Annotated in this window: 20 protein-coding genes; 8 read left to right on the forward strand and 12 right to left on the reverse strand. The window is 71.5% G+C overall.

The annotated features are described in order from the left end of the window. The 7 genes from DQW85_RS48415 to pgsA all read right to left on the reverse strand — a co-directional run. On the reverse strand, positions 1-85 hold an 85-nt coding region (locus DQW85_RS48415), incomplete at its 3' end, for a twin-arginine translocation signal domain-containing protein (protein WP_162795743.1). A gap of 173 nt (positions 86-258) precedes the next feature. After that, the gene (gene pdxS, locus DQW85_RS39365) at positions 259-1,173 is read right to left on the reverse strand and encodes a pyridoxal 5'-phosphate synthase lyase subunit PdxS (RefSeq protein WP_113704826.1); all 915 of its coding nucleotides are present in this window, start codon (positions 1,171-1,173) and stop codon (positions 259-261) included. 249 nt (positions 1,174-1,422) lie between these two features. Next, complete coding sequence (locus tag DQW85_RS39370; RefSeq protein ID WP_240197722.1) at positions 1,423-2,442, reverse strand: DUF3048 domain-containing protein; 1,020 nt, start codon at positions 2,440-2,442, stop codon at positions 1,423-1,425. Between the two features lie 62 nt (positions 2,443-2,504). Beyond that, positions 2,505-3,047, reverse strand: coding sequence for a LemA family protein (locus DQW85_RS39375; RefSeq protein ID WP_113704828.1), 543 nt, complete (start codon positions 3,045-3,047; stop codon positions 2,505-2,507). Then, on the reverse strand, positions 3,044-4,174 hold the full coding sequence (locus DQW85_RS39380) for a glycosyltransferase family 4 protein (protein ID WP_113704829.1): 1,131 nt from the start codon (positions 4,172-4,174) through the stop codon (positions 3,044-3,046). The genes DQW85_RS39375 and DQW85_RS39380 overlap by 4 nt, the downstream gene beginning before the upstream one ends. Next, a complete protein-coding gene (locus DQW85_RS39385) occupies positions 4,171-5,079 on the reverse strand; it encodes a phosphatidylinositol mannoside acyltransferase (protein WP_113704830.1) in 909 nt (302 codons plus the stop codon). The genes DQW85_RS39380 and DQW85_RS39385 overlap by 4 nt, the downstream gene beginning before the upstream one ends. Then, entirely contained in the window at positions 5,076-5,699 is a 624-nt protein-coding gene (gene pgsA / locus DQW85_RS39390) for a phosphatidylinositol phosphate synthase (protein ID WP_113704831.1), read from the reverse strand. The genes DQW85_RS39385 and pgsA overlap by 4 nt, the downstream gene beginning before the upstream one ends. Before the next feature lie 234 nt (positions 5,700-5,933). On the opposite strand from pgsA, the gene DQW85_RS39395 reads away from it, so the two are divergent. Together DQW85_RS39395 and DQW85_RS39400 are read left to right on the forward strand one after the other, a co-directional pair. Next, positions 5,934-8,072 (forward strand): elongation factor G-like protein EF-G2, encoded by a 2,139-nt coding sequence (locus DQW85_RS39395; protein ID WP_205315748.1) that lies wholly within the window; start codon positions 5,934-5,936, stop codon positions 8,070-8,072. Between the two features lie 139 nt (positions 8,073-8,211). Further along, complete coding sequence (locus tag DQW85_RS39400; RefSeq protein WP_113704833.1) at positions 8,212-9,780, forward strand: glycoside hydrolase family 10-like protein; 1,569 nt, start codon at positions 8,212-8,214, stop codon at positions 9,778-9,780. A 28-nt stretch (positions 9,781-9,808) separates the two neighbouring features. On the opposite strand, the gene DQW85_RS48420 is transcribed toward DQW85_RS39400, so the two are convergent. Then, the gene (locus tag DQW85_RS48420; protein WP_205315749.1) at positions 9,809-11,425 is read right to left on the reverse strand and encodes a cellulase family glycosylhydrolase; all 1,617 of its coding nucleotides are present in this window, start codon (positions 11,423-11,425) and stop codon (positions 9,809-9,811) included. Between the two features lie 187 nt (positions 11,426-11,612). Between DQW85_RS48420 and DQW85_RS39410 the strand changes: the two genes are divergently transcribed. Continuing rightward, the gene (locus DQW85_RS39410; protein WP_113704834.1) at positions 11,613-12,617 is read left to right on the forward strand and encodes a carbohydrate-binding protein; all 1,005 of its coding nucleotides are present in this window, start codon (positions 11,613-11,615) and stop codon (positions 12,615-12,617) included. A gap of 31 nt (positions 12,618-12,648) precedes the next feature. On the opposite strand, the gene DQW85_RS39415 is transcribed toward DQW85_RS39410, so the two are convergent. Beyond that, positions 12,649-13,179 carry an HIT family protein gene (locus DQW85_RS39415; protein WP_240197723.1) on the reverse strand — a complete coding sequence of 177 codons (531 nt, stop codon included), beginning with the start codon at positions 13,177-13,179 and terminating at the stop codon, positions 12,649-12,651. Between the two features lie 117 nt (positions 13,180-13,296). On the opposite strand from DQW85_RS39415, the gene DQW85_RS39420 reads away from it, so the two are divergent. Both DQW85_RS39420 and DQW85_RS39425 read left to right on the forward strand, forming a co-directional pair. Further along, a complete protein-coding gene (locus DQW85_RS39420) occupies positions 13,297-14,013 on the forward strand; it encodes a PIG-L deacetylase family protein (protein ID WP_113704836.1) in 717 nt (238 codons plus the stop codon). Between the two features lie 174 nt (positions 14,014-14,187). Further along, on the forward strand, positions 14,188-14,391 hold the full coding sequence (locus DQW85_RS39425; protein WP_113704837.1) for a TM2 domain-containing protein: 204 nt from the start codon (positions 14,188-14,190) through the stop codon (positions 14,389-14,391). 57 nt (positions 14,392-14,448) lie between these two features. On the opposite strand, the gene thrS is transcribed toward DQW85_RS39425, so the two are convergent. The 3 genes from thrS to DQW85_RS39440 form a co-directional block, all read right to left on the reverse strand. Then, positions 14,449-16,413 (reverse strand): threonine--tRNA ligase, encoded by a 1,965-nt coding sequence (gene thrS, locus DQW85_RS39430; protein WP_113704838.1) that lies wholly within the window; start codon positions 16,411-16,413, stop codon positions 14,449-14,451. A gap of 85 nt (positions 16,414-16,498) precedes the next feature. Then, positions 16,499-17,104 carry a glycoside hydrolase family 25 protein gene (locus DQW85_RS39435; protein ID WP_162795742.1) on the reverse strand — a complete coding sequence of 202 codons (606 nt, stop codon included), beginning with the start codon at positions 17,102-17,104 and terminating at the stop codon, positions 16,499-16,501. A gap of 61 nt (positions 17,105-17,165) precedes the next feature. After that, on the reverse strand, positions 17,166-18,056 hold the full coding sequence (locus tag DQW85_RS39440; RefSeq protein ID WP_113704844.1) for a TIGR03564 family F420-dependent LLM class oxidoreductase: 891 nt from the start codon (positions 18,054-18,056) through the stop codon (positions 17,166-17,168). A gap of 68 nt (positions 18,057-18,124) precedes the next feature. Between DQW85_RS39440 and pgm the strand changes: the two genes are divergently transcribed. From pgm to DQW85_RS39455, 3 genes are all read left to right on the forward strand, one after another. Continuing rightward, positions 18,125-19,756 carry a phosphoglucomutase (alpha-D-glucose-1,6-bisphosphate-dependent) gene (gene pgm, locus DQW85_RS39445; protein ID WP_113704840.1) on the forward strand — a complete coding sequence of 544 codons (1,632 nt, stop codon included), beginning with the start codon at positions 18,125-18,127 and terminating at the stop codon, positions 19,754-19,756. 132 nt (positions 19,757-19,888) lie between these two features. Continuing rightward, positions 19,889-21,127, forward strand: a complete 1,239-nt coding sequence (locus DQW85_RS39450; RefSeq protein ID WP_113704841.1) for a hypothetical protein — start codon at positions 19,889-19,891, stop codon at positions 21,125-21,127. A gap of 43 nt (positions 21,128-21,170) precedes the next feature. After that, positions 21,171-21,875, forward strand: coding sequence for a DUF2786 domain-containing protein (locus DQW85_RS39455; protein ID WP_113704842.1), 705 nt, complete (start codon positions 21,171-21,173; stop codon positions 21,873-21,875). Positions 21,876-22,305 lie beyond the last annotated feature (430 nt).

The raw sequence follows: 22,305 nt of genomic DNA on the forward strand, positions 1-22,305 counted from the left end.
CGTGGGCGGCCGTGGCGGGGAGCGCCGCCGCGGCGCCCGCGGCTAATCCGGTGACGAGGAAGTGCCTCCGGTCGAGCTGGGACATGGACGACTCCTGGGACGATCAAGAGTGGGGGACGTCCCGTAGCCTGACGGACTTCCGTGACTGGGCGGTGAACGCCACGCGACACGAAAGAGGCGACATCCTTCTCGGATATCGCCCCTATCGAAACTTTCCGTCACTCGCCGTGCCCGATCGCCCGGCGGGCCTCCGGCGGCCTACCAGCCGCGCTCGGCCAGGCGGTGCGGCTGCGGGATGTCGTCCACGTTGATGCCGACCATGGCCTCGCCCAGGCCCCGCGAGACCTTGGCGATGACGTCGGGGTCGTCGTGGAACGTGGTCGCCTTGACGATGGCCGCGGCCCGCTTGGCCGGGTCGCCCGACTTGAAGATGCCCGAGCCGACGAACACGCCCTCGGCGCCGAGCTGCATCATCATCGCGGCGTCGGCAGGGGTGGCGATGCCGCCCGCGGTGAACAGCACGACGGGCAGCTTGCCGGTCTTGGCGACCTCCGCCACCAGCTCGTACGGCGCCTGCAGCTCCTTGGCCGCGACGTACAGCTCGTCCTCCGGCAGGGAGGTGAGGCGCTTGAGCTCGGCGCGGATGGTGCGCATGTGGGTGACGGCGTTGGAGACGTCGCCGGTGCCGGCCTCGCCCTTGGAGCGGATCATGGCCGCGCCCTCGGTGATGCGGCGCAGCGCCTCGCCCAGATTGGTGGCACCGCACACGAACGGCACGGTGAACTGCCACTTGTCGATGTGGTTGGCGTAGTCGGCGGGGGTGAGCACCTCCGACTCGTCCACGTAGTCGACGCCGAGCGCCTGCAGCACACGGGCCTCGACGAAGTGGCCGATGCGGGCCTTGGCCATGACGGGGATGGACACGGCGGCGATGATGCCCTCGATCATGTCGGGGTCGCTCATCCGGGACACGCCGCCCTGCGCGCGGATGTCGGCGGGCACGCGCTCCAGGGCCATCACGGCGACCGCGCCGGCGTCCTCGGCGATCTTCGCCTGCTCAGGGGTGACGACGTCCATGATGACGCCGCCCTTGAGCATCTCGGCCATGCCGCGCTTGACACGGGCCGTGCCCGTCACGGTGCCGCTCACGGTGCCACTCACGGTGCCACTCATGGGGCCGGTGACGGGGTCAGTGGTTGACGGGGCTTCGGGCGTGCTGCTGGACACGGTCTTCCTCACGAACTCTCTCGAGCCGCCGCACCCGAACCCTGGCCGCGCCCGACGCCCTCGCGCCGCGCGACCGGGGTGTCCGGTCCGGCTGCCACTCCTCCGGCATGCTGTCAGTTATCAAGCCCATGGTAGGTCCTGAGCGGCCCCTCCCCGGACATGCCACGATGTCATGATTTTTCGGGTTTTTGTACGTCACGGTGTGACGGGCTTGCGGCTGGCGAGCGCCACCCAGACCTGGCCGGGGGCGAAGTTCATCGGCTCGCCGTCCGGGGTGGTGAACGTCGTGCCCTTCTTCTCCGACTTCCGCTCCCAGCGGGCCTTGTACGCCTTGCCGTCGCGCAGCACGACGGCCGAGCCCTTGCCGACGGTGTGCACGAGCGGCGTGTAGCTCTGGTTCTTGTCGTGGAACTGGGAGCGCTCTGTCTTGGTGTACTGCACGACGACCGTCGGCGCGCTCAACTGGCCGCCCTCGGCCGCCATGTCCTTCTTGCCGTCCTGCCAGATGAGCCACTGCTTCTTCGACGCCGACCAGGCGAAGGTGAAGCGCGCGGCGGGCCATTTCACCGTGTACGACTTCCGCTCCACACCGCCCTCGGCGGGGGCGTCGCCGAAGGTGAAGCCGATGTCCCCGGCCTTGCTCGCCTTGGGGGCCTTGGCGAGGAGCTGCTTGGTGTTGGCGAAGAGGTTGTAGGGGGCGACGCGGCCCTGCTGGCGGAAGTACGCGCCCGGCGCCCGGCTGTCGGAGACGTCGAACAGCGACGCCCGCGCGATGTACGGCAGCATCTTGGTCTGCGCCCCGGAGTAGGCGAAGGCGGGCTTGCCGAACTGGGGCGCGATGTGCAGGTCGGAGATGCGGGCGCTGCGGACCGGGCCGACCTTGGCCGGGATCTTGGAGGAGAAGATCGCCATCAGGCGGGTCAGGCCGGCCTCGACCTGCTCGACGTAGACGATGTCAGCGCTCTTGAGGCCGAGCTGGGGCTTGCCCGCCGCGGTGTTCTCGATCTTCACGGCGAGGACCGGTTCGAGGTCCTCGCCGGGCGCTCCGGTGAACGGATGGCCCGCGCCCGCGGGCGTCTGCTCCGCCGGGGCGGGTGACGCGGTGGCGGCCTGCGGAGCCTTGCCGGGGGCGGGCTCGTCCGACGAGCATGCCGCGACGGGCAGCAGCACGGCTGCTCCGGCCAGCGTCACGGTGATCATCCGGGTTAGGCACACCTGTACAACTCCTCCGCATCAGCCCAGAAACGGAAGAAGCTTACCGGCCTGACCAAATCTGGTCATTCAGTTGCCATAGCTGCGGGTGGATTGTCGTCGATCTCGAAGAATGAGGGGAATTCGGTGTGCCCGGCCAGGCGGAGGGTCCGGGCCAGCCAGCGCCGCTGTGCCGTACGGGTGACGCCCACGGCGTTGTTGTAGAAGCGGCGGGAGTAGACGACCTTGGCCACGGCCGCGTCGAGCTCCTCCAGCAGGTCCTTGCCGCCGGGCGACTCCGACAGCTTCTCGCGGAAGCGCTCCTGGTCGACGGCGGCGCGCAGCGCGCGCGACAGGTCGCTCTCGGCGTGCTCGCGCTCCTCGGGCCCGGCCATCCTGGCCTCGTGCGCCGCCGCGGCCAGCACCAGCGAGGTGGCCGGGTCGAGCAGCCGCGAGCCGGCCAGCTCCAGCACCACGCCCCGGCGCCGGACGAGCGCGGCCTCGAGCGACTCGCGGGCCAGCTCCAGCCTGATGTGCAGCCGGTCCAGGCGGCCCGCCCGCCAGGAGACGTAGACGGCGGTGAGCACCATCGCGATGCCCGCGAGGAGCACGATCAGCGTGGACGTCACAGGTCCTCCTCCACGCGGCCCGCGCCGCCGGCCGTGACCGTCTCGTAGACGCGGACGACGTCGCGCGCCACCGTCGACCAGTCGTACTTGCGGACCGCGACCAGCGCCTCCTCGGCCAGCTTGGCGCGCCGCTCGGGCGCGTCGAGCAGCGCCGCGGCCTCACGCGCCAGCGAGGCCGCGTCGCCGTTGGCGAACAGCGCACCGGCCTGGCCGTCGCCCAGCACCTTGCGGAAGGCCGGGATGTCGCTGGCCAGCACGGTGGCTCCGGAGGCCATGGCCTCGGCGAGCACGATGCCGAAGCTCTCGCCGCGGGTGTTGGGCGCGCAGAACACGTCGACCGAGTGGTAGGCGCGGATCTTGTCGGTCTCGCTCACCATGCCGAGCACGGTGACCCGGTCGCGGAACTCCTTGGGCACCCGGTCGAGGACGTCCTTGGCGTCGCCGGGCCCGGCGATCAGCAGCTTCAGCCGGGGCCGGTCGCGGGCGAGCGCGGCGAACGCCTCCAGGAGGATCGGCAGGCCCTTGCGCTCCTCGTCCATCCGGCCGAGGAACCCGATCGTCTCGCCGCCGGGCCCCCACCCGGGAAGCGGCTCGGCGTCGGCGTAGCGGGCCACGGTCACCCCGTTGGGGATGAGCACGGTGTCGCCGCCGAACTGCTCGACCAGGCTCTTGCGGGCCGCGTCGGAGACGGCGATGCGCCCGCTGAGCTTCTCCAGCGCGCTGCGCAGCAGCGGCTCGGCCACCGCGATGGCCCGCGAGCGCACCCAGGAGGCGTGGAAGGTGGCCACGATCGGGCCCTTGGCCGCCCAGCAGGCCAGCACGCCCAGGCTCGGCACGAGCGGCTCGTGGATGTGGAGCACGTCGAACCCGCCGTCGCGCACCCAGCGCCGCACCCGCGCCGCCGACAGGAAGCCGAACGACATCCGCGCCACCGACCCGTTGTACGGCACGGGCACCGCCCTGCCCGCGCCGGCCACGTACGGCGGCAGGTCGTCGTCGTCGGCCGCGGGCGCGATCACGGACACGTCGTGGCCCTGCGCCATCAGGGCCTGGGCCAGGTCGTCTATGTGCTGCTTGACCCCGCCGGGCATGTCCCAGGAGTAGGGGCAGACGATGCCGACCTTCATCGCGGCGGGTCCTCCAGCCAGAGCCGCTGCAGCATGTGCCAGTCCTCCGGGTGCTCGGCGATGCCCTTCTCGAAGACGTGGCTCAGGCTCTGCGCCACGGCCGCCGTCCTCTCCTGCCTGCTGCCCTCGGCGGGCACCGGGATCTCCTCGTGGATCTTGATGCCCCAGTCGTCGCCCACGAAGTAGACCGTCGCGGGCAGCAGCGCGGCGCCGGTCTGCACTGCCAGCAGCGGCGGCCCCGCGGGCACCTTGGTCTTCGCGCCGAAGAACTCGACCTCGATGCCACTCTTGGTCAGGTCGCGTTCGGCGGGCAGGCAGACGACCCCGCCCCGCCGCACGCGCATGGCGAGCGTCGCGAAGTTGTGCCCGTCGCCGCCCGTGAGCGGCAGCACCTCCATGCCGAGCCCCTCGCGGAAGGCGACGTAGCGGCGGAAGAGCGACTCGGGCCTGAGCCGTTCGGCGACCGTCGTGAACGGGTGGCCCACGCCGACCAGCCAGGCGCCCGCCTGGTCCCAGTTGCCCATGTGGGGCAGGGCGAGCACCACGCCCCGGCCGCCGGCGACGGTGTCGTGGATGTGCTCGGCGCCGATCACGTGGGTGCGCCGCACGATCTCCTCGGCGGGCATCGACGGCAGCCGGAAGATCTCCTCGAAGTAGCGGAAGTAGGAGCGCATGCCCGCCCTGCTGAGCTCGCGCAGCTGGGGCCCGTCCGGGTCGAGGCCGGTCACCCTGGCCAGGTTGGACTCCAGGCGGCGCACAGCCCGCCCGCGCCGGGCCCAGAGCCGGTCGGCCGCGAGACGGAACGCGCTCCTGGTCAGCCGGTGAGGAAGCAGCGGGACCAGCGTCCACCCCGCCGCGAACCCCGCGGCGACGACGCGATCGGTGACGGACGGCTTCGGGCTCATCGCTCCCTCGTCTGCCGGTGGACATGGATGACACGCTGCACCACCGTGACGGCGCTCGCGGCCGCGAGCAGCCACATCCCCGCCGGCAGCACGTAGGGCACGCCGAGCCCGGCGAGGAAGGCCGCCACCAGCGCCACCACCAGCCGCTCGGGCCGCTCGGCCAGCCCGACGTCGCAGGTGAGCCCGAGACCCTCGGCCCTGGCCTTGGCGTAGGACACCAGGGCGCCCGCCACCAGGCAGAACAGCGTGACCGCCGCCATCAGAACGTCGTCACGGGAGATGAAATAAAGGATAAGCCCCCCGAAGATCGCGGCGTCGGCCACCCGGTCGAGCGTCGAGTCGAGGAACGCGCCCCAGGTGCTGCCGCCCTTGCCCCCGAGGCGGGCCACCACGCCGTCGAGCAGGTCGAACAGCACGAAAACGGTGATCACGAGGGCTCCCGCGGCCAGCAGCCCCAGGGGGAAGAAGAGCAGGGCCGACACGACTGTGCCCAGGGTGCCGATCGCGGTGACGGCGTTGGGGCCTATCCCGTGGCGGACCAGAGCCCTGCCAAGCGGGGTGAGTATCCGGGTCATGGCCGGGCGCAGGAGTTTGAGCATCGCGGTCCGATCGTAGGCCATCCGGCGGCCACCGACTTTCTTTGCCTCACCCCCCTTGTGATATCCGCCACACGGGTATTTGGTGAACACACCGCGTCCATGCGGTGTCCATGCGGATCCATGCGGTCCTGTGCACCCTCCGCGCGGGCGCGGCGTTGGAACCTCAACCGACGACACGGGAGAGGAAGCCGGGCCGGGCGTCTGGTTCAGGCGCCCGAGCCGAGGCCGCCTCGTCCCACGAGGAGCGGAGGCGTTGTGGCGGACAAGAACCCAGGCGGGGCCTCGGGAGCCGCGGGCAGGGCACCAGCGGCCGACAGGGCGGATGCGATACGCAATGTCGTGCTGGTCGGCCATTCGGGAGCGGGCAAGACAGCCCTCGTCGAGCAGCTGCTGGCCGCCACCGGCACCATCCAGCGGGCGGGCCGGGTGGAGGACGGCAACACGGTCAGCGACTTCGACGAGGTCGAGGTGCGCCAGCAGCGTTCGGTCAACCTCGCTCTGGCGCCGCTGACGTACAACGGCATCAAGATCAACCTTCTGGACACCCCCGGTTACGCCGACTTCGTGGGCGATCTGCGCGCCGGGCTGCGCGCCGCCGACGCCGCCCTGTTCGTCATCTCGGCGGCGGAGGGCATCGACGGGCTCACCCAGATGCTCTGGGAGGAGTGCGCCCAGGTCGGGATGCCCCGCGCCGTCGTGATCACCAAGATCGACCACCAGCGGGCCGACTTCGACGAGGTGCTCGCCACCTGCCAGGACGTCTTCGGCGACGGCGTCGCCCCCCTCTACCTGCCGGTGATCACCAATGGGCACGTGAACGGCCTGATCGGGCTACTGTCGCAGAAGTTCTACAACTACGCCACCGGCTCGCGCACGGAGAAGGAGCCCGGAGCCGAGTACGAGGCGCAGATCGAGGAGCACCGCGGCGTCCTCATCGAGGGCATCATCCAGGAGAGCGAGGACGAGTCGCTCATGGACCGCTATCTCCAGGGCGACCCGATCGACACCAAGGTGCTCATCGACGACCTGGAGAAGGCCGTCGCGCGCGGCAGCTTCTACCCCGTGCTCTGCACCGGGCTCGGCGTGGGCGCGATGGAGCTGCTGGAGCTGATCACGCAGGGCTTCCCGTCGCCGCTCGAACATCCCATGCCGGAGATCACCACCCTGGACGGAAAGCCGGTCCAGGGCGTCACCTGCGACGCCGACGGTCCCCTGGTGGCCGAGGTCGTCAAGACCACCAGCGACCCGTACGTGGGCCGCATCAGCCTGGTCCGGGTCTTCTCCGGGACGCTGCGGCCCGACATGACCGTGCACGTGTCCGGGCACGGCCTGGCCGACCGCGGCCACGAGGACCATGACGTGGACGAGCGCATCGGCACCCTGACCTGTCCGCTGGGCAAGCAGCAGCGGTCCGCCGCGAAGGGCCTCGCGGGCGACATCGTCGCCGTCGCCAAGCTGTCGCGGGCCGAGACCGGCGACACGCTGTCGGAGGTGGACCGGCCGCTGCTGATGACGGCGTGGGCGATGCCCGACCCGCTGCTGCCCGTGGCGATCAGGGCCAGGTCGAAGGCGGACGAGGACAAACTGTCGCAGGCGCTGGCCCGGCTGGTGGCCGAGGACCCGACCCTGCGCCTGGAGAACAACGCCGAGACCCGGCAGCTCGTGCTGTGGTGCATGGGCGAGGCCCACACCGACGTGCTGCTCGACCGGCTGGCCAAGCGGCACGGCGTCGAGGTGGAGCGGGTCGAGCTGCGGGTGCCGCTGCGCGAGACGTTCGGCGGCCGATGCCAGGCGATGGGCCGCAACGTCAAGCAGACCGGCGGGCACGGCCAGTACGCCATCTGCCACATCGAGGTCGAGCCGCTGCCCTCCGGGGGCGGGTTCGAGTTCGTGGACAAGATCGTCGGCGGTGTGGTGCCCCGTCAGTTCATCCCGTCGGTGGAGAAGGGCGTACGGGCGCAGATGGAGCGCGGGGTGGTCGCTGGATACCCGATGGTGGACGTCCGGGTGACGCTCTACGACGGCAAGGCGCACTCGGTCGACTCCTCCGACATGGCCTTCCAGATCGCCGGCCAGCTGGCGCTGAAGGAGGCGGCCGGGAAGGTGCCGACGCTCCTGCTGGAGCCGGTGGACGAGCTGGCGGTGCTGGTGGCCGATGACTATGTCGGCTCGGTGATGTCCGACCTGTCGTCGCGGCGCGGGCGCGTGCTCGGCACGGAGCCGGTGGGCACCGGGCGCACGCTGGTGAAGGCCGAGGTGCCCCAGCTGGAGATCACCCGCTACGCCATCGACCTGCGGTCCATGTCGCACGGCACCGGCGCCTTCCAGCGCACGTTCCTGAGGTACGAGCCGCTGCCGCAGCACCTGGCGGGCAAGGTCACCGCCACCGAGTGACCGGGCGCGACCTGCCGGGCGGGGCGTGCCGGAGAGGCGCCCCTCCCGGCACGCCGGTCACTCACTTCACAGAAGCATCACGAATCGATTTCTTTTTTCTGGTCAGAGCACGTCAGGGCGGATGTCACACTAGGGCACTATGCGAACCGGACGCCCTCTGATCGCCGCCGCCTCGCTCGCCGTCCTCGCCACCGGCGCCGCCTTCGTGTTCGGCCCGGGGGGCGGTGAGACCCCGGCCGCGGGATCCACCCAGACGAAGACAGCGGCCGCCCCGGCCGCGACGCCCGCGTGCGCCGCCGAGGCCCGCCATCCCAAGCGCCAGCTGCGCGGCGTCTGGATCGCCACGGTCAAGAACATCGACTGGCCCTCGCGCACCGGCCTGGCGCCCGACCGGCAGAAGGCCGAGTACGTCAGGATCCTCGACGCGGCCGTCCAGCGCCGGCTCAACGCGGTGTTCGTCCAGGTGCGCCCGGCCTCCGACGCGCTCTACAGATCCTCGCTGGAGCCGTGGTCGCAGTATCTGACCGGCACCCCCGGCAAGGACCCGGGCTGGGACCCGCTGCCGTTCCTGATCGACGAGGCGCACAAGCGCGGGCTGGAGTTCCACGCCTGGTTCAACCCCTACCGGGCCTCCTACGACGCCAACCTCGCCAGGCTGCCCGCCACCCACCCCGCGCGGCGCAACCCGGGCTGGACCGTCAGATTCGGCGACCGCGTCTACTACAACCCCGGCCTGCCGTCGGTGCGCGAGCACGTCGCCAAGGTCATCACGGACGTGGTGCGGCGCTACGACGTCGACGGCGTCCACTTCGACGACTACTTCTACCCGTATCCCGAGCCCGGCCGCGTGTTCGACGACCGGGCCGCCTTTACAAAGTACGGCAACGGCAGGGCGCTGCCCGCCTGGCGGCGCGACAACGTCAACACGCTGATCGCCCAGGTCGACAAGGCCGTCCACGCGACGAAGGGCCACGTCAAGTTCGGCATCAGCCCGTTCGGCATCTGGCGCAACAAGACCGACGACCCGACCGGCTCCGCCACCGGGGGCATGTCCGCCTACGACGCGATCTACGCCGACGCCCGCGCGTGGATCAAGGCCGGCACGGTCGACTACGTGATGCCGCAGCTCTACTGGCCGCGCGGCTTCAAGGCGGCCGACTACCGCGCCCTGGTGCCGTGGTGGGCGCGCGAGGTCAAGGGCACGGGCGTGGACCTCTACATCGGCCAGGCCTTCTACCGGGTCGGCGCCACGGACGACAAGGCGTGGACCAAGCCGGGCGAGCTGGCCGCGCACCTGACGCTCAACCGCAGGCACGAGCAGGTGGGCGGCGACGTCTACTTCAGCGCCAAGCAGCTGCTGACCAACCCGCTGGGCGCGATGGACCGCATCGTCAAGGAGCACTACGGCCGCCCGGCCCTGCTGCCGCTGATGAAGGAGCGCGGCGGCTCGGCGCCGCCCGAGCCCGCCGGCGTGGAGGCCGAGGGAACGACGCTGACCTGGCACGCGACGCCCGGCGCCCGCGCCTACGCCGTTTACCGGCTGCCCGCGTCCGGGGCCGACTGCCACGCCGAGAGCGCCCGCGACCTGGTGGCCGTGGTCTCCGGCCCGTCGTTCACCGCCGCCTCGCCGGGCACCTACCTGATCACCGCGCTGGACCGCCTGCACCACGAGAGCAAGCCCGCACGGGTCAGGGTGGACCCGGCCTGACGGCCGGATCCACCCTGGTGGGCGTTGCTCAGAAGTCGTCGGGGGTGCGGACCCGGTCGCGGACCCAGATTCCCGCCTCCTTCAGCGGGCCCGTGCCGGTCCAGGGGCCCCCGGCGTCGCACGTGCCGGTCTTGAAGACGGCGCCGGAGCGGTGGTCGTCGGAGAAGTTCCAGTTGACCCAGCTGATCTTCTTGCTCGCCATGAGGTCGAGGTACTGCTGCGACCTGGTGAAGTCGTTCGCGCCCTCGCCCGCGGAGTTCTGCGTGCCGAACTCGGTGACGAACATCGGGATGCGGTCGGCCGCGCGCGACAGGGTGTTCAGGTAGGAGGAGTCGTGCGAGGCCGCGTAGAAGTGGAAGGTGTACATGATGTTCGCGGCGTTGACGGGGCTGTTGACGACCTCGGCCTCGCTGGAGCCCTCCGAGACGCCCAGCGACGACCAGGCGCGGGTGCCCACCAGGACGATCCCGTCGGGGTCCTGCGCCCGGATCACCGGGATGACCTGCTCGGCGTAGCTCTTGATAGCCGACCAGCTGACGTCGCTGGGCTCGTTGGCGATCTCGTAGAGGACGTTCGGCCTGCTCGCGTGCCGCTGGGCGATCTCGGTGAAGAAGGTCTTGGCGCGGCTCAGGTTGTGGTTGGGGTCACCGGGGTCGAGCATGTGCCAGTCCACGATCACGTACATGCCGCGCGCGGACACCTGCTCGATCAGCGAGTGCACCAGGTCGGTGAACCCCCTCGGGTCCGTCTCGTAGCCGCCCTCCTGGATGTACATGGACAGGCGGACGACGTCGGCGTTCCAGTCGGTAGCCAGGGCGTTCAGCGAGCCGCTGGTCACGCACTGCTTGTACCACTGAAGACCGTGGGTGCTCATGCCGCGCAGCTGGATCTGCTTGCCGTTCTTGTTGCACAGCTTCGTGCCGCAGACCCTGAGCCGGCCGTTGGCCGCGACCGGGGTGCCGCCGTCTCCTCCCGGCCTGGTGGTCACGGTGACGGGGGCGCTGCGGGCCGACTCGTTGCCGGAGCCGTCGCGGGCGGTGACGGCGTAGGTGTGGGTCGTGTCCGCGCCCAGCCCGGAGATCGTCGCGGTCGTGCCGGTGACGGTGGCCACCACGGCGGAGCCCTCGTAGACGCGGTAGTCCTGGACGCCGCGCGCGTCGGTCGAGGCGTTCCAGGCGAGGGAGACGCTGCTGGCGGTCGTCGCGGTGGAGCGGAGGTTGCCCGGCACGGTCGGCGGGGTCGTGTCGCCCGGGTCCTGCCCGCCACCGCACGGCGCCCCGTTGAGCGTGCAGCCGGTCGGCGTGCCGGAGCCGTTGGCGACGAATCCGAACGTGGTGCCGGCGCCGGGGGCGATGGTGCCGTTGTACTCGCGGTTCCTGACCGTGTGACGGTTGCCGCTGCTGGTCACGACGCCGTCCCAGTAGGTCCCGAGGGTCGTGCCCGCGGGCAGGTCGAAGACGACCGTCCAGCCGTTGAGGGTCGAGGAGCCGGTGTTCCTGATCGTGAACTGGCCTGTGTAGCCGGAGCCCCAGTCCTGCGTCTTGGCGAAGGTCGCGGTGTCGGCGTGGGCGGTTGCCGGGACGAGCAGGGTGATCAGCAGGGCCAACAGTCCGGTCAGCACGAGGGCCGGCGTGGTGCGCCGCATCTTCACTCCTTTGCTGGCGAGCCGAGGGATGGTTAGGAAAGTTTCCTAATGATTGGCAGCGACGGTAGATCGACGAGACGGCCTCCGCAAGGCCCAATCGCGTTTTTGATTAAGAAGCTTTACTAACGAACGGCCGGTGTAGCAGGATGGGGCATTCATCCCCCCAGCCTCCCGAGGTGTACGACCCATGACGCGACCACGTACCGCGTTCCTGTTCCTGTCCTGCCTGGCCCTCTCCGCCGGCGTCGCGACCGCCCCGGCGGCGAACGCCGCGCCCGCCTGGCAGCTCCGCTGGGCCCCCGAGGCCGGCACGACCGGCCTGGCCGCGTTCGAGACCATCGAGGACGACCGGGCCGGCTCCCACCCCGCCGCCCGGCCGCACATCAAGGTCTCGGGCAACGCCTACCGGTTCGACATGCACACGGTGGACCGCGACAGCGCCACCGACCGCCAGCGCCAGGAGGTCACCGGCAACCGCACGCCGTCCGGTCACCTGGAGTGGAAGCTCGGCCAGACCTGGCGGGTGACGTACTCGATGTACATCCCCAGCTCGCTGAAGGCCACGACCACGTTCACCCACATCATGCAGACCAAGCAGCCGGGGCAGGGCACCTCGCCGATCACGGTGACCTCGCTGCGCCGGGTCAACGGCGTGCAGACCATGGAGCACAAGGTCACCGAGGGGAACGTGCTCGTGGGCCGGACCAACCTGGAGCCGCTGCACGACAAGTGGATCGACATCGAGTACGAGATCAAGATCGGCGACAGGACCGCGGGTTCGGTGCGGTGGGTCGTCCGCAGCGGGGGAAACACCGTCGTCGACGCCACCAAGACCGGCGTGGACACCTTCCTCGCCGACCGGGTCCGCCCGAAGTGGGGGATCTACCGCTCGCTCGGCGACACCTCGGGCTCGCTGCGGGACACGTACCTGCTGCTCCGCTCGATGCGCGCCTACCAGCTCACCGGCGGCGGGACGACCCCGACCCCCACCCCGACCGGCACGCCCACCCCGACACCCAAGCCCACCCCCACGCCGACCCAGCCGGGCGCGACGTCCTGGAAGGCGGGCACCGCCTACGCGGTCGGCGCCCGGGTCACCTACGCCGGGGTGGCCTACCGGTGCCTGCAGGCGCACACCGCCCAGACCGGCTGGGAGCCGCCCGCCGCCCCCTCCCTCTGGGCCCGCGCCTAGCCCCCGTTCCGCACGGCTGATGGACGCCTGGTCAGTCCCAGGCGTCCGCCAGCAGGTCGCGGGTGTCGCGCAGGAGCTGCGGCAGCACCTTCGTCTGGGCGACGACAGGCATGAAGTTGGTGTCGCCGCCCCACCTGGGCACCACGTGCTGGTGCAGGTGGGCGGCGATGCCGGCGCCCGCGACGTGGCCGAGGTTCATGCCGACGTTGAAGCCCTGGGCGCCGCTCGCCTTGCGCAGGGCCCGCACCGCGCGCTGGGTGAACGCCCCCAGCTCCGCCATCTCTTCCGGCTCGAGCTCGTCGTAGTCGGAGACGTGGCGGTAGGGCACGACCATGAGGTGGCCGGAGTTGTAGGGGTAGAGGTTGAGCACCGCGTAGACGAACTCGCCCCGGGCAACGATCAGGCCGTCCTCGTCGCTCATCCGGGGGATGGCGTCGAAGGGGCAGCCGTCGTCGGGGCCCGTGCCCGTCGGCTTCCCCTCACCCTTGATGTAGGCCATGCGATGCGGGGTCCACAGACGCTGGAAGTTGTCGGGCTCCCCTGCTCCTGCCTGATCGTGCATATCTAGCAGCATAGGCCCCTGCCGCCCCGGCACCAGGACGTCCCGTGTCCTCGCCATGCCCGCCACACCAGGGCGAGCGGCCTCATCGAGGTGACCCGCCCCCCTATGGTTGAAGGCATGCTCGAACCCATGCCCGCGGACTGGCGGCGCGCGCTCGCCGTCGTCGCGCACCCCGACGATCTCGAGTACGGCTGCGCGGCGGCCGTGGCGGTGTGGACCGACGAGGGAAGGGAGGTGTCCTACCTGCTCGCCACGCGCGGTGAGGCGGGCATCGACGCCCTGGAGCCCGCCCAGGCCGGGCCTCTGCGCGAGCTCGAGCAGCGCGAGAGCGCCGCCGTGGTGGGCGTGTCGAGCGTGGAGTTCCTCGACCATCCCGACGGGGTCGTCGAGTACGGGCCGCGGCTGCGCAGGGACGTCGCGGCGGCCATCCGCAGGCACCGGCCCGAGCTGGTGATCACGCTCAACTTCGGCGACACCTGGTCCGGCGGCGTCCACTGGAACACGCCCGACCACCGGGCCGTCGGCCGGGCGGTGATGGACGCCGTCGGCGACGCGGGCAACCGGTGGATCTTCCCGGGCACCGGGTCGGAGCCGTGGGACGGGGTGCGCTGGGTGGCCGTCGCGGGGGACGACTCCCCCACCCACGCCGTCGACGTCACCGCCGGGCTGGAGCGCGGCGTGCGCTCCCTGCTCGCGCACCGCGCCTACATCGCGGCCCTCACCGACGAGGAGCCGGAGGCGTACGCCCGGTCGTTCGTCGAGAGGGCCGCCCGCCAGGCGGCGGAGCGGTTCGGTGGCCGCCCGGCCATCCCATTCCGCCTTTTCGCTCGCTGAAGCGGGATATTTCACCACATACGGCGCGTCGCGCGACATAGCGCCAAAACACTGACGATGCCAGCAAGGGCTTGCTAGGTTTCTGGCCCTGCGGTGATCACTCCCGCATTCCGTCCCGGCCGGGTCACCCCTGCGCGTGCCCGGCCCGCTCCCCCATCCGAAAGGGGCCGGCTCATGGCCAAGTCCTGGATCGTCGCCGTCCTGCTCTGCTTCTTCCTGGGCGCGCTCGGCGTGCACCGCTTCTATGTCGGCAAGATCGGCACCGGCATCCTGATGCTCGTCACCCTGGGCGGCTTCGGCGTCTGGGTGCTGATCGACTTCATCATGATCCTCATCGGGAAGTTCACCGACAAGCAGGGCCGCCCGCTCGCCAAGTAGCGGCACGGCCCCTTACGCCGGGTACGGCGGAGCGTCGCCGTACCCGGCGGAGGGTGGTCAGACCTGGACGCGGCGCTCGATCGCGTTGACGATCTCGGCGATCGCGTCCTCGACCGGCACGCCGTTCTTCTGCTCCCCACTGCGGTAGCGGAACGAGACCGCGCCGTTGGCGATGTCGTCGTCGCCGGCCAGCAGCATGTAGGGCACCTTGGCCTTCTGCGCGTTGCGGATCTTCTTCTGCATGCGGTCGTCGGCCGCGTCGACCTCGACCCTGACGCCGCGCTCGCGCAGCCTCTTGGCCACGTCCTGCAGGTAGGGGGCGTGGGCGTCGGCGATCGGGATGCCGACGACCTGCACCGGGGCCAGCCACGGAGGGAACGCGCCCGCGTAGTGCTCCGTCAGCACGCCGAGGAAGCGCTCGATCGAGCCGAACAGCGCCCGGTGGATCATGACGGGCGTCTGGCGGCTGCCGTCGGCCGCCTGGTATTCGAGCTCGAACCGCTTGGGCTGGTTGAAGTCGAGCTGGATGGTGGACAGCTGCCAGGTGCGCCCGATGGCGTCCTTGGCCTGCACCGAGATCTTCGGACCGTAGAAGGCGGCGCCGCCCGGGTCGTCGACCAGCTGGAGCCCGGACTCCTCGGCCGCCTGGCGCAGCGCCTCGGTGGCCTCGTCCCAGTCGGCGTGGTCGCCGATGAACTTGTCGGAGTCGTCGCGGGTGGACAGCTCCAGGTAGAACTCCGACAGCCCGAAGTCGCGCAGCACGCTGAGCACGAAGGTGAGCAGGCTCTTGATCTCCCCGCCCATCTGCTCCTTGGTGCAGTAGATGTGGGAGTCGTCCTGCGTCATGCCCCGCACCCGGGTCAGGCCGTGGACGACGCCCGACTTCTCGTAGCGGTAGACGGTGCCGAACTCGCACAGCCGCAGCGGCAGCTCACGGTAGGAGCGCCCGCGTGCCCGGAAGATCAGGTTGTGCATCGGGCAGTTCATCGGCTTGACGCGGTATTCGGTGCCGTCGAGCTCGAACGGCGGGAACATGTCGTCGGCGTACCACGGCAGGTGGCCGGAGGTCTCGAACAGCTGCGACTTGGTGAGGTGCGGGGTGTTGACGAACTCGTAGCCCGACTCGCCCTGCCGCCTGCGCATGTAGTCTTCCATCTCCTTGCGGATGATCCCGCCCTTGGGATGGAAGACCGGCAGTCCGCTGCCCAGCTCCGGCGGGAAGCTGAACAGGTCGAGCTCCGCGCCGAGCCTGCGGTGGTCGCGCTTCTCGGCCTCCTCCAGCAGGTGGAGGTATTCGTCCTGCCGCTCGCGCGACTCCCACGCGGTGCCGTAGATGCGCTGGAGCTGAGGGTTCTTCTCGCTGCCCCGCCAGTAGGCGCCGCCGGAGCGCATCAGCTTGAACGCCGGGATCGACCGGGTGGACGGCACGTGGGGGCCGCGGCACAGGTCCTTCCAGCGCAGCTCGCCGGTCTTGGCGTCGAGGTTGTCGTAGATGGTCAGCTCGCCGGCCCCGACCTCGACCGACTCCTCGGCCGCGGCACCGCCCTTGAGCCCGATCAGCTCCAGCTTGTACGGCTCGGCGGCGAGCTCCTCGCGGGCCTGCTCGTCGGAGACGGGCCGGCGGGAGAACAGCTGGCCCTGCTTGACGATCTCACGCATCCGCTTCTCGACCCGCTTGAGGTCGTCGGGCTGGAACGCCTGCGCGACGTCGAAGTCGTAGTAGAAGCCGTTGTCGACCGGCGGCCCGATGCCCAGCCTGGCCCCGGGGAACAGCTCCTGCACCGCCTGCGCCATGACGTGGGCGGTGGAGTGGCGGACGATGGCCCGGCCCTCGTCGCTGGAGACCTCGATCGGCTCCACCGCGTCGCCGTCGGCGAGAGGGTGGGCCAGGTCGCGCGGCTCGCCGTTGACCCTGGCGGCGATGACGGTGCGGCCGTCGGCCTGGAGCGCGTCACCCGCCGTCGTGCCCGCCGCGACCACACGCTCGGCTCCGGCGAGGGTGATGCGTAGCTCGGCTGACACGGTTGCTCCCTGTCGTCGTGGGCTGTGGTGGACCTGTCGAGGCGGGTCGGCGCCTTGCGGCGCTCTCCGCCGGTGAACACCGATGCTATCGCGGGTCGTAGCCCAGCCTGGTCAGCGCTTGGCGGCTGCCGGGGAAGACGTTCCGGTCGAGCGGTTTGTGATCGTACTGATGGATCGTCCACTCACGCCACGGGCCCGGCACCAGGGGGCTGCCGCGCGGCCGGTCGGGGTTGGCGATCCACAGCGGGTGGTCGCCGAGCCCCGCGCAGTGGCCGCCGCGGGCGAACGCCGGGAAGGTGTAGATGATCGGCCGGACGCCGGCGTGCCGCTCGACGTGGCGGCACCAGCGGCGGGCGTGCCGGGCGACCTGCTCGGGCCGCAGGCCGTCGTTGGTCTCCAGGTCGAGCGCGACCAGGTCGCCGCGGCGCAGCCCGCCCGCCTTCCTGATCGCACGCAGGAAGTGGTGCGCCTGCTCCGCCGGGTCGCCCTTGGGACGGGCGAAGTGGTAGGCGCCGCAGACGATCCAGTTCTCCCGCATGCCCTCCCAGTTGCGGGCGAAGTACTTGTCGGTGTAGTCACCGCCCTCGGTCGCCTTGGCGAAGGCGAAGGCGACCCCGGCGCCGGCGTGGCGGGCCCAGTCGACGGAGCCCTGCCAGTTGGAGACGTCTATGCCATGGAGTATGCCTTTCACCTTGCGGGAGTTTATTCGGATGCCTCCCGATCAGGACCTCGACTCGCCGGGCCGGAAAGGGTCAGACCAGCCCTTTGAGGAACTCCCAGGTGCGTTCGCGGCCGGAGTAGACCCCGGCCGCGAAGTCGGTCACCCCCGCCTCGGCCAGCTCGTCGATCCGCGCTCTGACGCTCTCCTCGTCGCCGACCAGGGCCACGTCGCCCGGCCCCGCCGCGCCCTCCTTGTCGAGCATGGCCCGGTACGAGGGCAGCGTGCCGTACACGGAGAAGACCTCGTCGGCGCGCGCCCGGGCGGCGGCCGGGTCGTCGGTGACGCAGATCGGCAGCGTGCAGACGACGCGCGGCCGGCCGCGGCCCGCCTCCTCGGCGGCGGCCGTGATGGCGGGCACGACGTGCGAGGCGATGGTCTTGGGGCCGGTCATCCAGAGCACGGTGCCGTCGGTCCTGGCGCCGGCGAGCTTGAGCATGCGCGGTGCGAGCGCGGCGATCAGCACCGGCAGGCCCGCTCCGGGCGTGCTCAGCCCGATGTTGGCCTTGACCGTCTCGCCCTGGTAGCGGACGCGCTCGCCCCGGACGAGGGGCAGCAGGACGTCGAGGTACTCGGTCATGTGCCGCAGCGGGCGCTCGTAGCTGTAGCCGTAGATGTCCTCGACGACGACCTTGTGGGACAGGCCCACGCCGAGCGCCAGCCTGCCGCCGAGCGCCGCGTTGGCGGTCATGGCCTGCTGGGCGAGCGCGGCGGGGTGGCGCGGGTAGGTGGGCACGACGGCGGTGCCCAGCTCGATCCCGGGCGTACCGTGACCCGCGACGGCCAGGGCGGTGAGCGCGTCGAGGCCGAAGGTGTTCGACACCCAGACGGAGGCGAAGCCCGCGTCCCGGGCGGCGGCGATGGTCTCGGCCAGCTTCCCGAGCGGGTCCGGGCCGGCCGGGTCGAGCGACAATCCGATTCGCATGAAACCGAACTCCATTCTAGTCCTTTGGCGGCGAGTGTAGTCACGGAGCGCGTTTGTAAGGTGGACCCATGACCCACGAGCGCGCGGGACAGCCCGCCCAGCCCGCCGACCTGGTGGACATCCCCCGCCTGGTGACCGCCTACTACTGCCTGCACCCCGATCCCGGCGAGGTGGCGCAGCGGGTGGCGTTCGGCACGTCGGGGCATCGCGGGTCGTCGCTGAACACGGCCTTCAACGAGGACCACATCCTCGCCACCACCCAGGCGATCTGCGAGTATCGCGCGGCGCAGGGCACCGACGGGCCGCTGTTCCTCGGCATCGACACCCACGCGCTGTCCGAGCCGGCACGGGTGTCGGCCCTGGAGGTGCTGGCCGCCAACGGGGTGCGCGTGCTCATCGACTCGCGCGACGGCTACACGCCGACGCCGGCCGTCTCGCACGCGATCCTCACCCACAACCGCGCTCGCGCCTCCGGTCTCGCCGACGGCGTGGTCATCACGCCGTCACACAACCCGCCGGGCGACGGGGGCTTCAAGTACAACCCTCCCCACGGCGGTCCGGCCGACACCGACGCCACGTCGTGGATCCAGGACCGGGCCAACCGGCTGCTGGCCGACGGCCTCGCGGGGGTGAACCGCGTGCCGTACGCGAGGGCGCTGCGGGAGGCCGGGCGTCACGACTTCCTCGGCTCGTACGTGGACGACCTGCCGTCCGTGGTCGACCTCGACGCGGTCCGCGCGGCCGGGGTGCGCATCGGGGCCGACCCGCTGGGCGGGGCGAGCGTGGCCTACTGGGGCGAGATCGCCGAGCGCCACCGGCTGAACCTGACCGTGGTCAACCCCCTGGTGGACCCGGCGTGGCGGTTCATGACGCTCGACTGGGACGGCAAGATCCGGATGGACTGCTCGTCGCCGTACGCGATGGCGTCGCTGATCGCGAACCGCGACAAGTACGACATCGCCACAGGAAACGACGCCGACGCCGACCGGCACGGCATCGTCACGCCCGACGGCGGCCTCATGAACCCCAACCACTACCTCGCCGTCGCGATCTCCTACCTCTTCACCCACCGCGACGGCTGGCCGCGCGAGGCGGGCGTGGGCAAGACGATGGTCAGCAGCAGCGTCATCGACCGGGTGGCCGGGGCGCTGGGGCGCCGCCTGTACGAGGTGCCGGTGGGCTTCAAGTGGTTCGTCCCCGGCCTGCTCGACGGGTCGCTGGGCTTCGGCGGCGAGGAGAGCGCCGGGGCGTCGTTCCTGCGCCGCGACGGCTCCGTGTGGACGACCGACAAGGACGGGATCATCCTGGCGCTGCTCGCCTCGGAGATCCTGGCCGTCACCGGCGAGTCGCCGAGCGCCCGCTACCGCGGCCTCACCGAGCGCTTCGGCGAGCCCGCCTACGCCCGGGTGGACGCCCCGGCGACGCGCGAGGAGAAGGCGGTGCTCGGGCGGCTGTCGGCCGACCAGGTGACGGCGACCAGCCTGGCCGGCGAGCCGATCACCTCGGTGCTCACGGCGGCCCCCGGCAACGGCGCCGCGCTGGGCGGGGTGAAGGTGTCCACGGAAAGCGCGTGGTTCGCGGCACGGCCCTCGGGGACCGAGGACGTCTACAAGATCTACGGCGAGTCGTTCCGCGGCCCCGACCACCTGGCCAAGGTCCAGGAGGAGGCCCGGGCGCTAGTCTCGTCCGCCCTGGGGTGACGGGCACCCGCCGGGCCGGGTTACGGGTGCGAAAAATGGGGCTGGAGCGGCTGTTTGGCATACAAGGTGGCCACATTCTGCGATGATCTGTCCTTATCCAGCTGGAGTTTGAGCCCTCACGGATAGTGACAGATGCCCACATTCGAGGAAATCGCCACCTTCGTCACGGAAAAGCCGTTCGCCACCGCCGTCATCGCGCTGCTCGGCCTGGCCGGGCTCGTGCTCGCGTTCCTGCTGCTCAGGATCGCCTGGCGGGCGGGCGCGTTCCTGTGGCGCCGCTACGTCGCCTCCCGGCCCGTCGAGGACGTGCTCACCATCGTGGCCGCGTCCATCGCGACCGGCGTGTCCGCCCAGGGCATGTGGCGCTTCTCCGGTGACGTGCTGGGCCTTGACGGCCCGCTGCGGCTGCTGCTGTTCGCGTTCATCGAGGTCGCCATCATCACCTCCGCCGTGCGGGCCCGCCGCAACATGCGGGAGAACTTCTCCGCCGGCATCGACGGCATCGCGGTGTGGACGCTGACGTGCCTGACGGCCGTCCTGTCGAGCATGGACGCGCGCAGCCTGCCGGAGGCGGTCTTCCGGCTCGCCGCGCCGCTCGTGGCCGCCTGGCTGTGGGAGCGCGGCATGGCCATCGAGCGCCACCGCATCAGGGGCACCGGCCGCATCAACTGGCGGCTCACGCCCGAGCGGCTGCTCGTCCGCGTCGGCCTGGCCGAGGTGAGCGACCGCACCGCGAGCGAGGTGGACGCCCACCGCAGGCTCACCCGCGTCGCGCTGGCCGCCAAGAAGGCCAAGGCGCTGCGCGAGGGCGGCGCGCCGGAGCGGAAGGTGCGCGCCGCGCTGGCCAAGCTCGACAAGGCCATGGACCAGGCCGTCGAGCACACCGGCCTGGCCGTCGACCAGTCCCGCCAGGAGGCGCTGCTGGCCCAGATCGCCGCCCTCTACAACACCTCCGCGCTCATCGACGCCGACCCGCGCGTGCCCTGGGAGCCGCACGCCGACCACCACCCCGTCCCGGCGCGCCCCGAGCTGCCGCCCGCGCTCGCCGAGCTCGTAGAGGACGAGGACGAGGACGTCGAGGTGCTCGACACCACCCCGCAGGTCGTCGACACCGCCCAGCGGGCCGCGCTCATGCGCGCCGCCCGCGCCTACTGGGACCGGCAGATCGCCAAGGGCATCGTGGCGCGCACCGTGGACATCGCCCAGGAGATCGGCATCTCGCTGGCCACCGCCCGCCAGTATCGTTCGCTGTGGAAGCTGGAGCCGGAGGCGCACGCACTCATCGAGGCCCTCTACCAGCAGCACGGCATCGTCGACACGGGCGCCTTCCCGGCCATCGCCGCCGACGGGCGGGTGCTGACCAAGTCCTAGGAGAAGCCCCCGGTGCGAGGGGGCCGGGAAGGCGGGGAGCCGGTTGCGGGAGCGCACGCTCGAACGGGTCAGGAAGCTCCTGGCCAAGGCCGAACGCACGGACAACGAGCACGAGCGGGCCACGTTCATGGCCGCGGCGTCGGCGCTCATGGCCAAGCACGGCATCGACTCCCTCGACCCCGACGGCCCTCGCCAGGTCCCCGGCGACCGGATCGTGACGCTGCCCCCGCCGTGGGCCCGGGAGAAGGCCCGCCTGGTCAGCCTCGTCGCCCAGGCGGTGCGCTGCCGTCCCCTCCTCATCGGGCGGGGTGACGGCGGGCAGCGGGTCCACGTGTTCGGGTTCGCCGCCGACCTGGAGCGGGCCGACGTGCTGGCGACGTCCCTGCTGCTGCAGATGGCCTCGGGGCTGGCCCGCACCCGGCCGCCGGGCGACGGCGGCACCGCCCGGGCGTACCGGCGGTCGTGGATGCTGGGCTTCACCGACGAGGTCTACCGGCTGCTGCGCGAGGCCGAGTCACACGCGGCGGCGCGCGCCGAGGCGGAGGTCCCCACGGCCGGCACCGCCCTCGTCCTGGCCGACCGGCAGGCGGAGCTGGAGCAGGCGGTGGCCGCGCACTACCCCCGGGTACGGCTCAGCGTGCCGCGCACCAGCGGCACCGGCTACCACGACGGCGCCGCCGCGGGCCGCCAGGCCGACCTCGGCCGCACCCGCATGTCCGGCGACCCGATCCCGGCTCTCGCCCCCTGACCTGGGGGCCCGGCCGAAGGCCCCCCGCCCTCCTCTCCTTCGCTCTTCCTCGCCCTCCTCCTTCCCGGCACCCCGTCCCCGGTGCGCCCGGCCCGGCTCTCTTCCGGTGCGAGGCTCATCGCCTGGGGCGAGGCCCGCCGCCGGGCCGCCCGCCCGCGGCTCGTCCCTGCCCGCCCCGCTGTGCACTGGCCGGTGTGGGGTGCCGTGGCCGGTGTGGGGTGCCGTGGGCGGCCGTCCGGGGACGCCTAGGGTGGTCCTCATGGAGACGGACTGGCTCGCCCTGGTGGACGACTCCCCCGCGGCCCGGGCCGTGGGGGCGGAGTTGGTCGCCCGGTGGGCCGAGCCGCACCGCCGCTACCACACGCTCGGCCACCTCGCCGCCGTGCTCGCCGCCGTCGACCGGCTGGCGGGGGCGGCTGACGACCCGGTC

Source organism: Nonomuraea lactucae, assembly GCF_003313395.1.
GTDB classification, from domain to species: Bacteria; Actinomycetota; Actinomycetes; order Streptosporangiales; family Streptosporangiaceae; genus Nonomuraea; species Nonomuraea lactucae.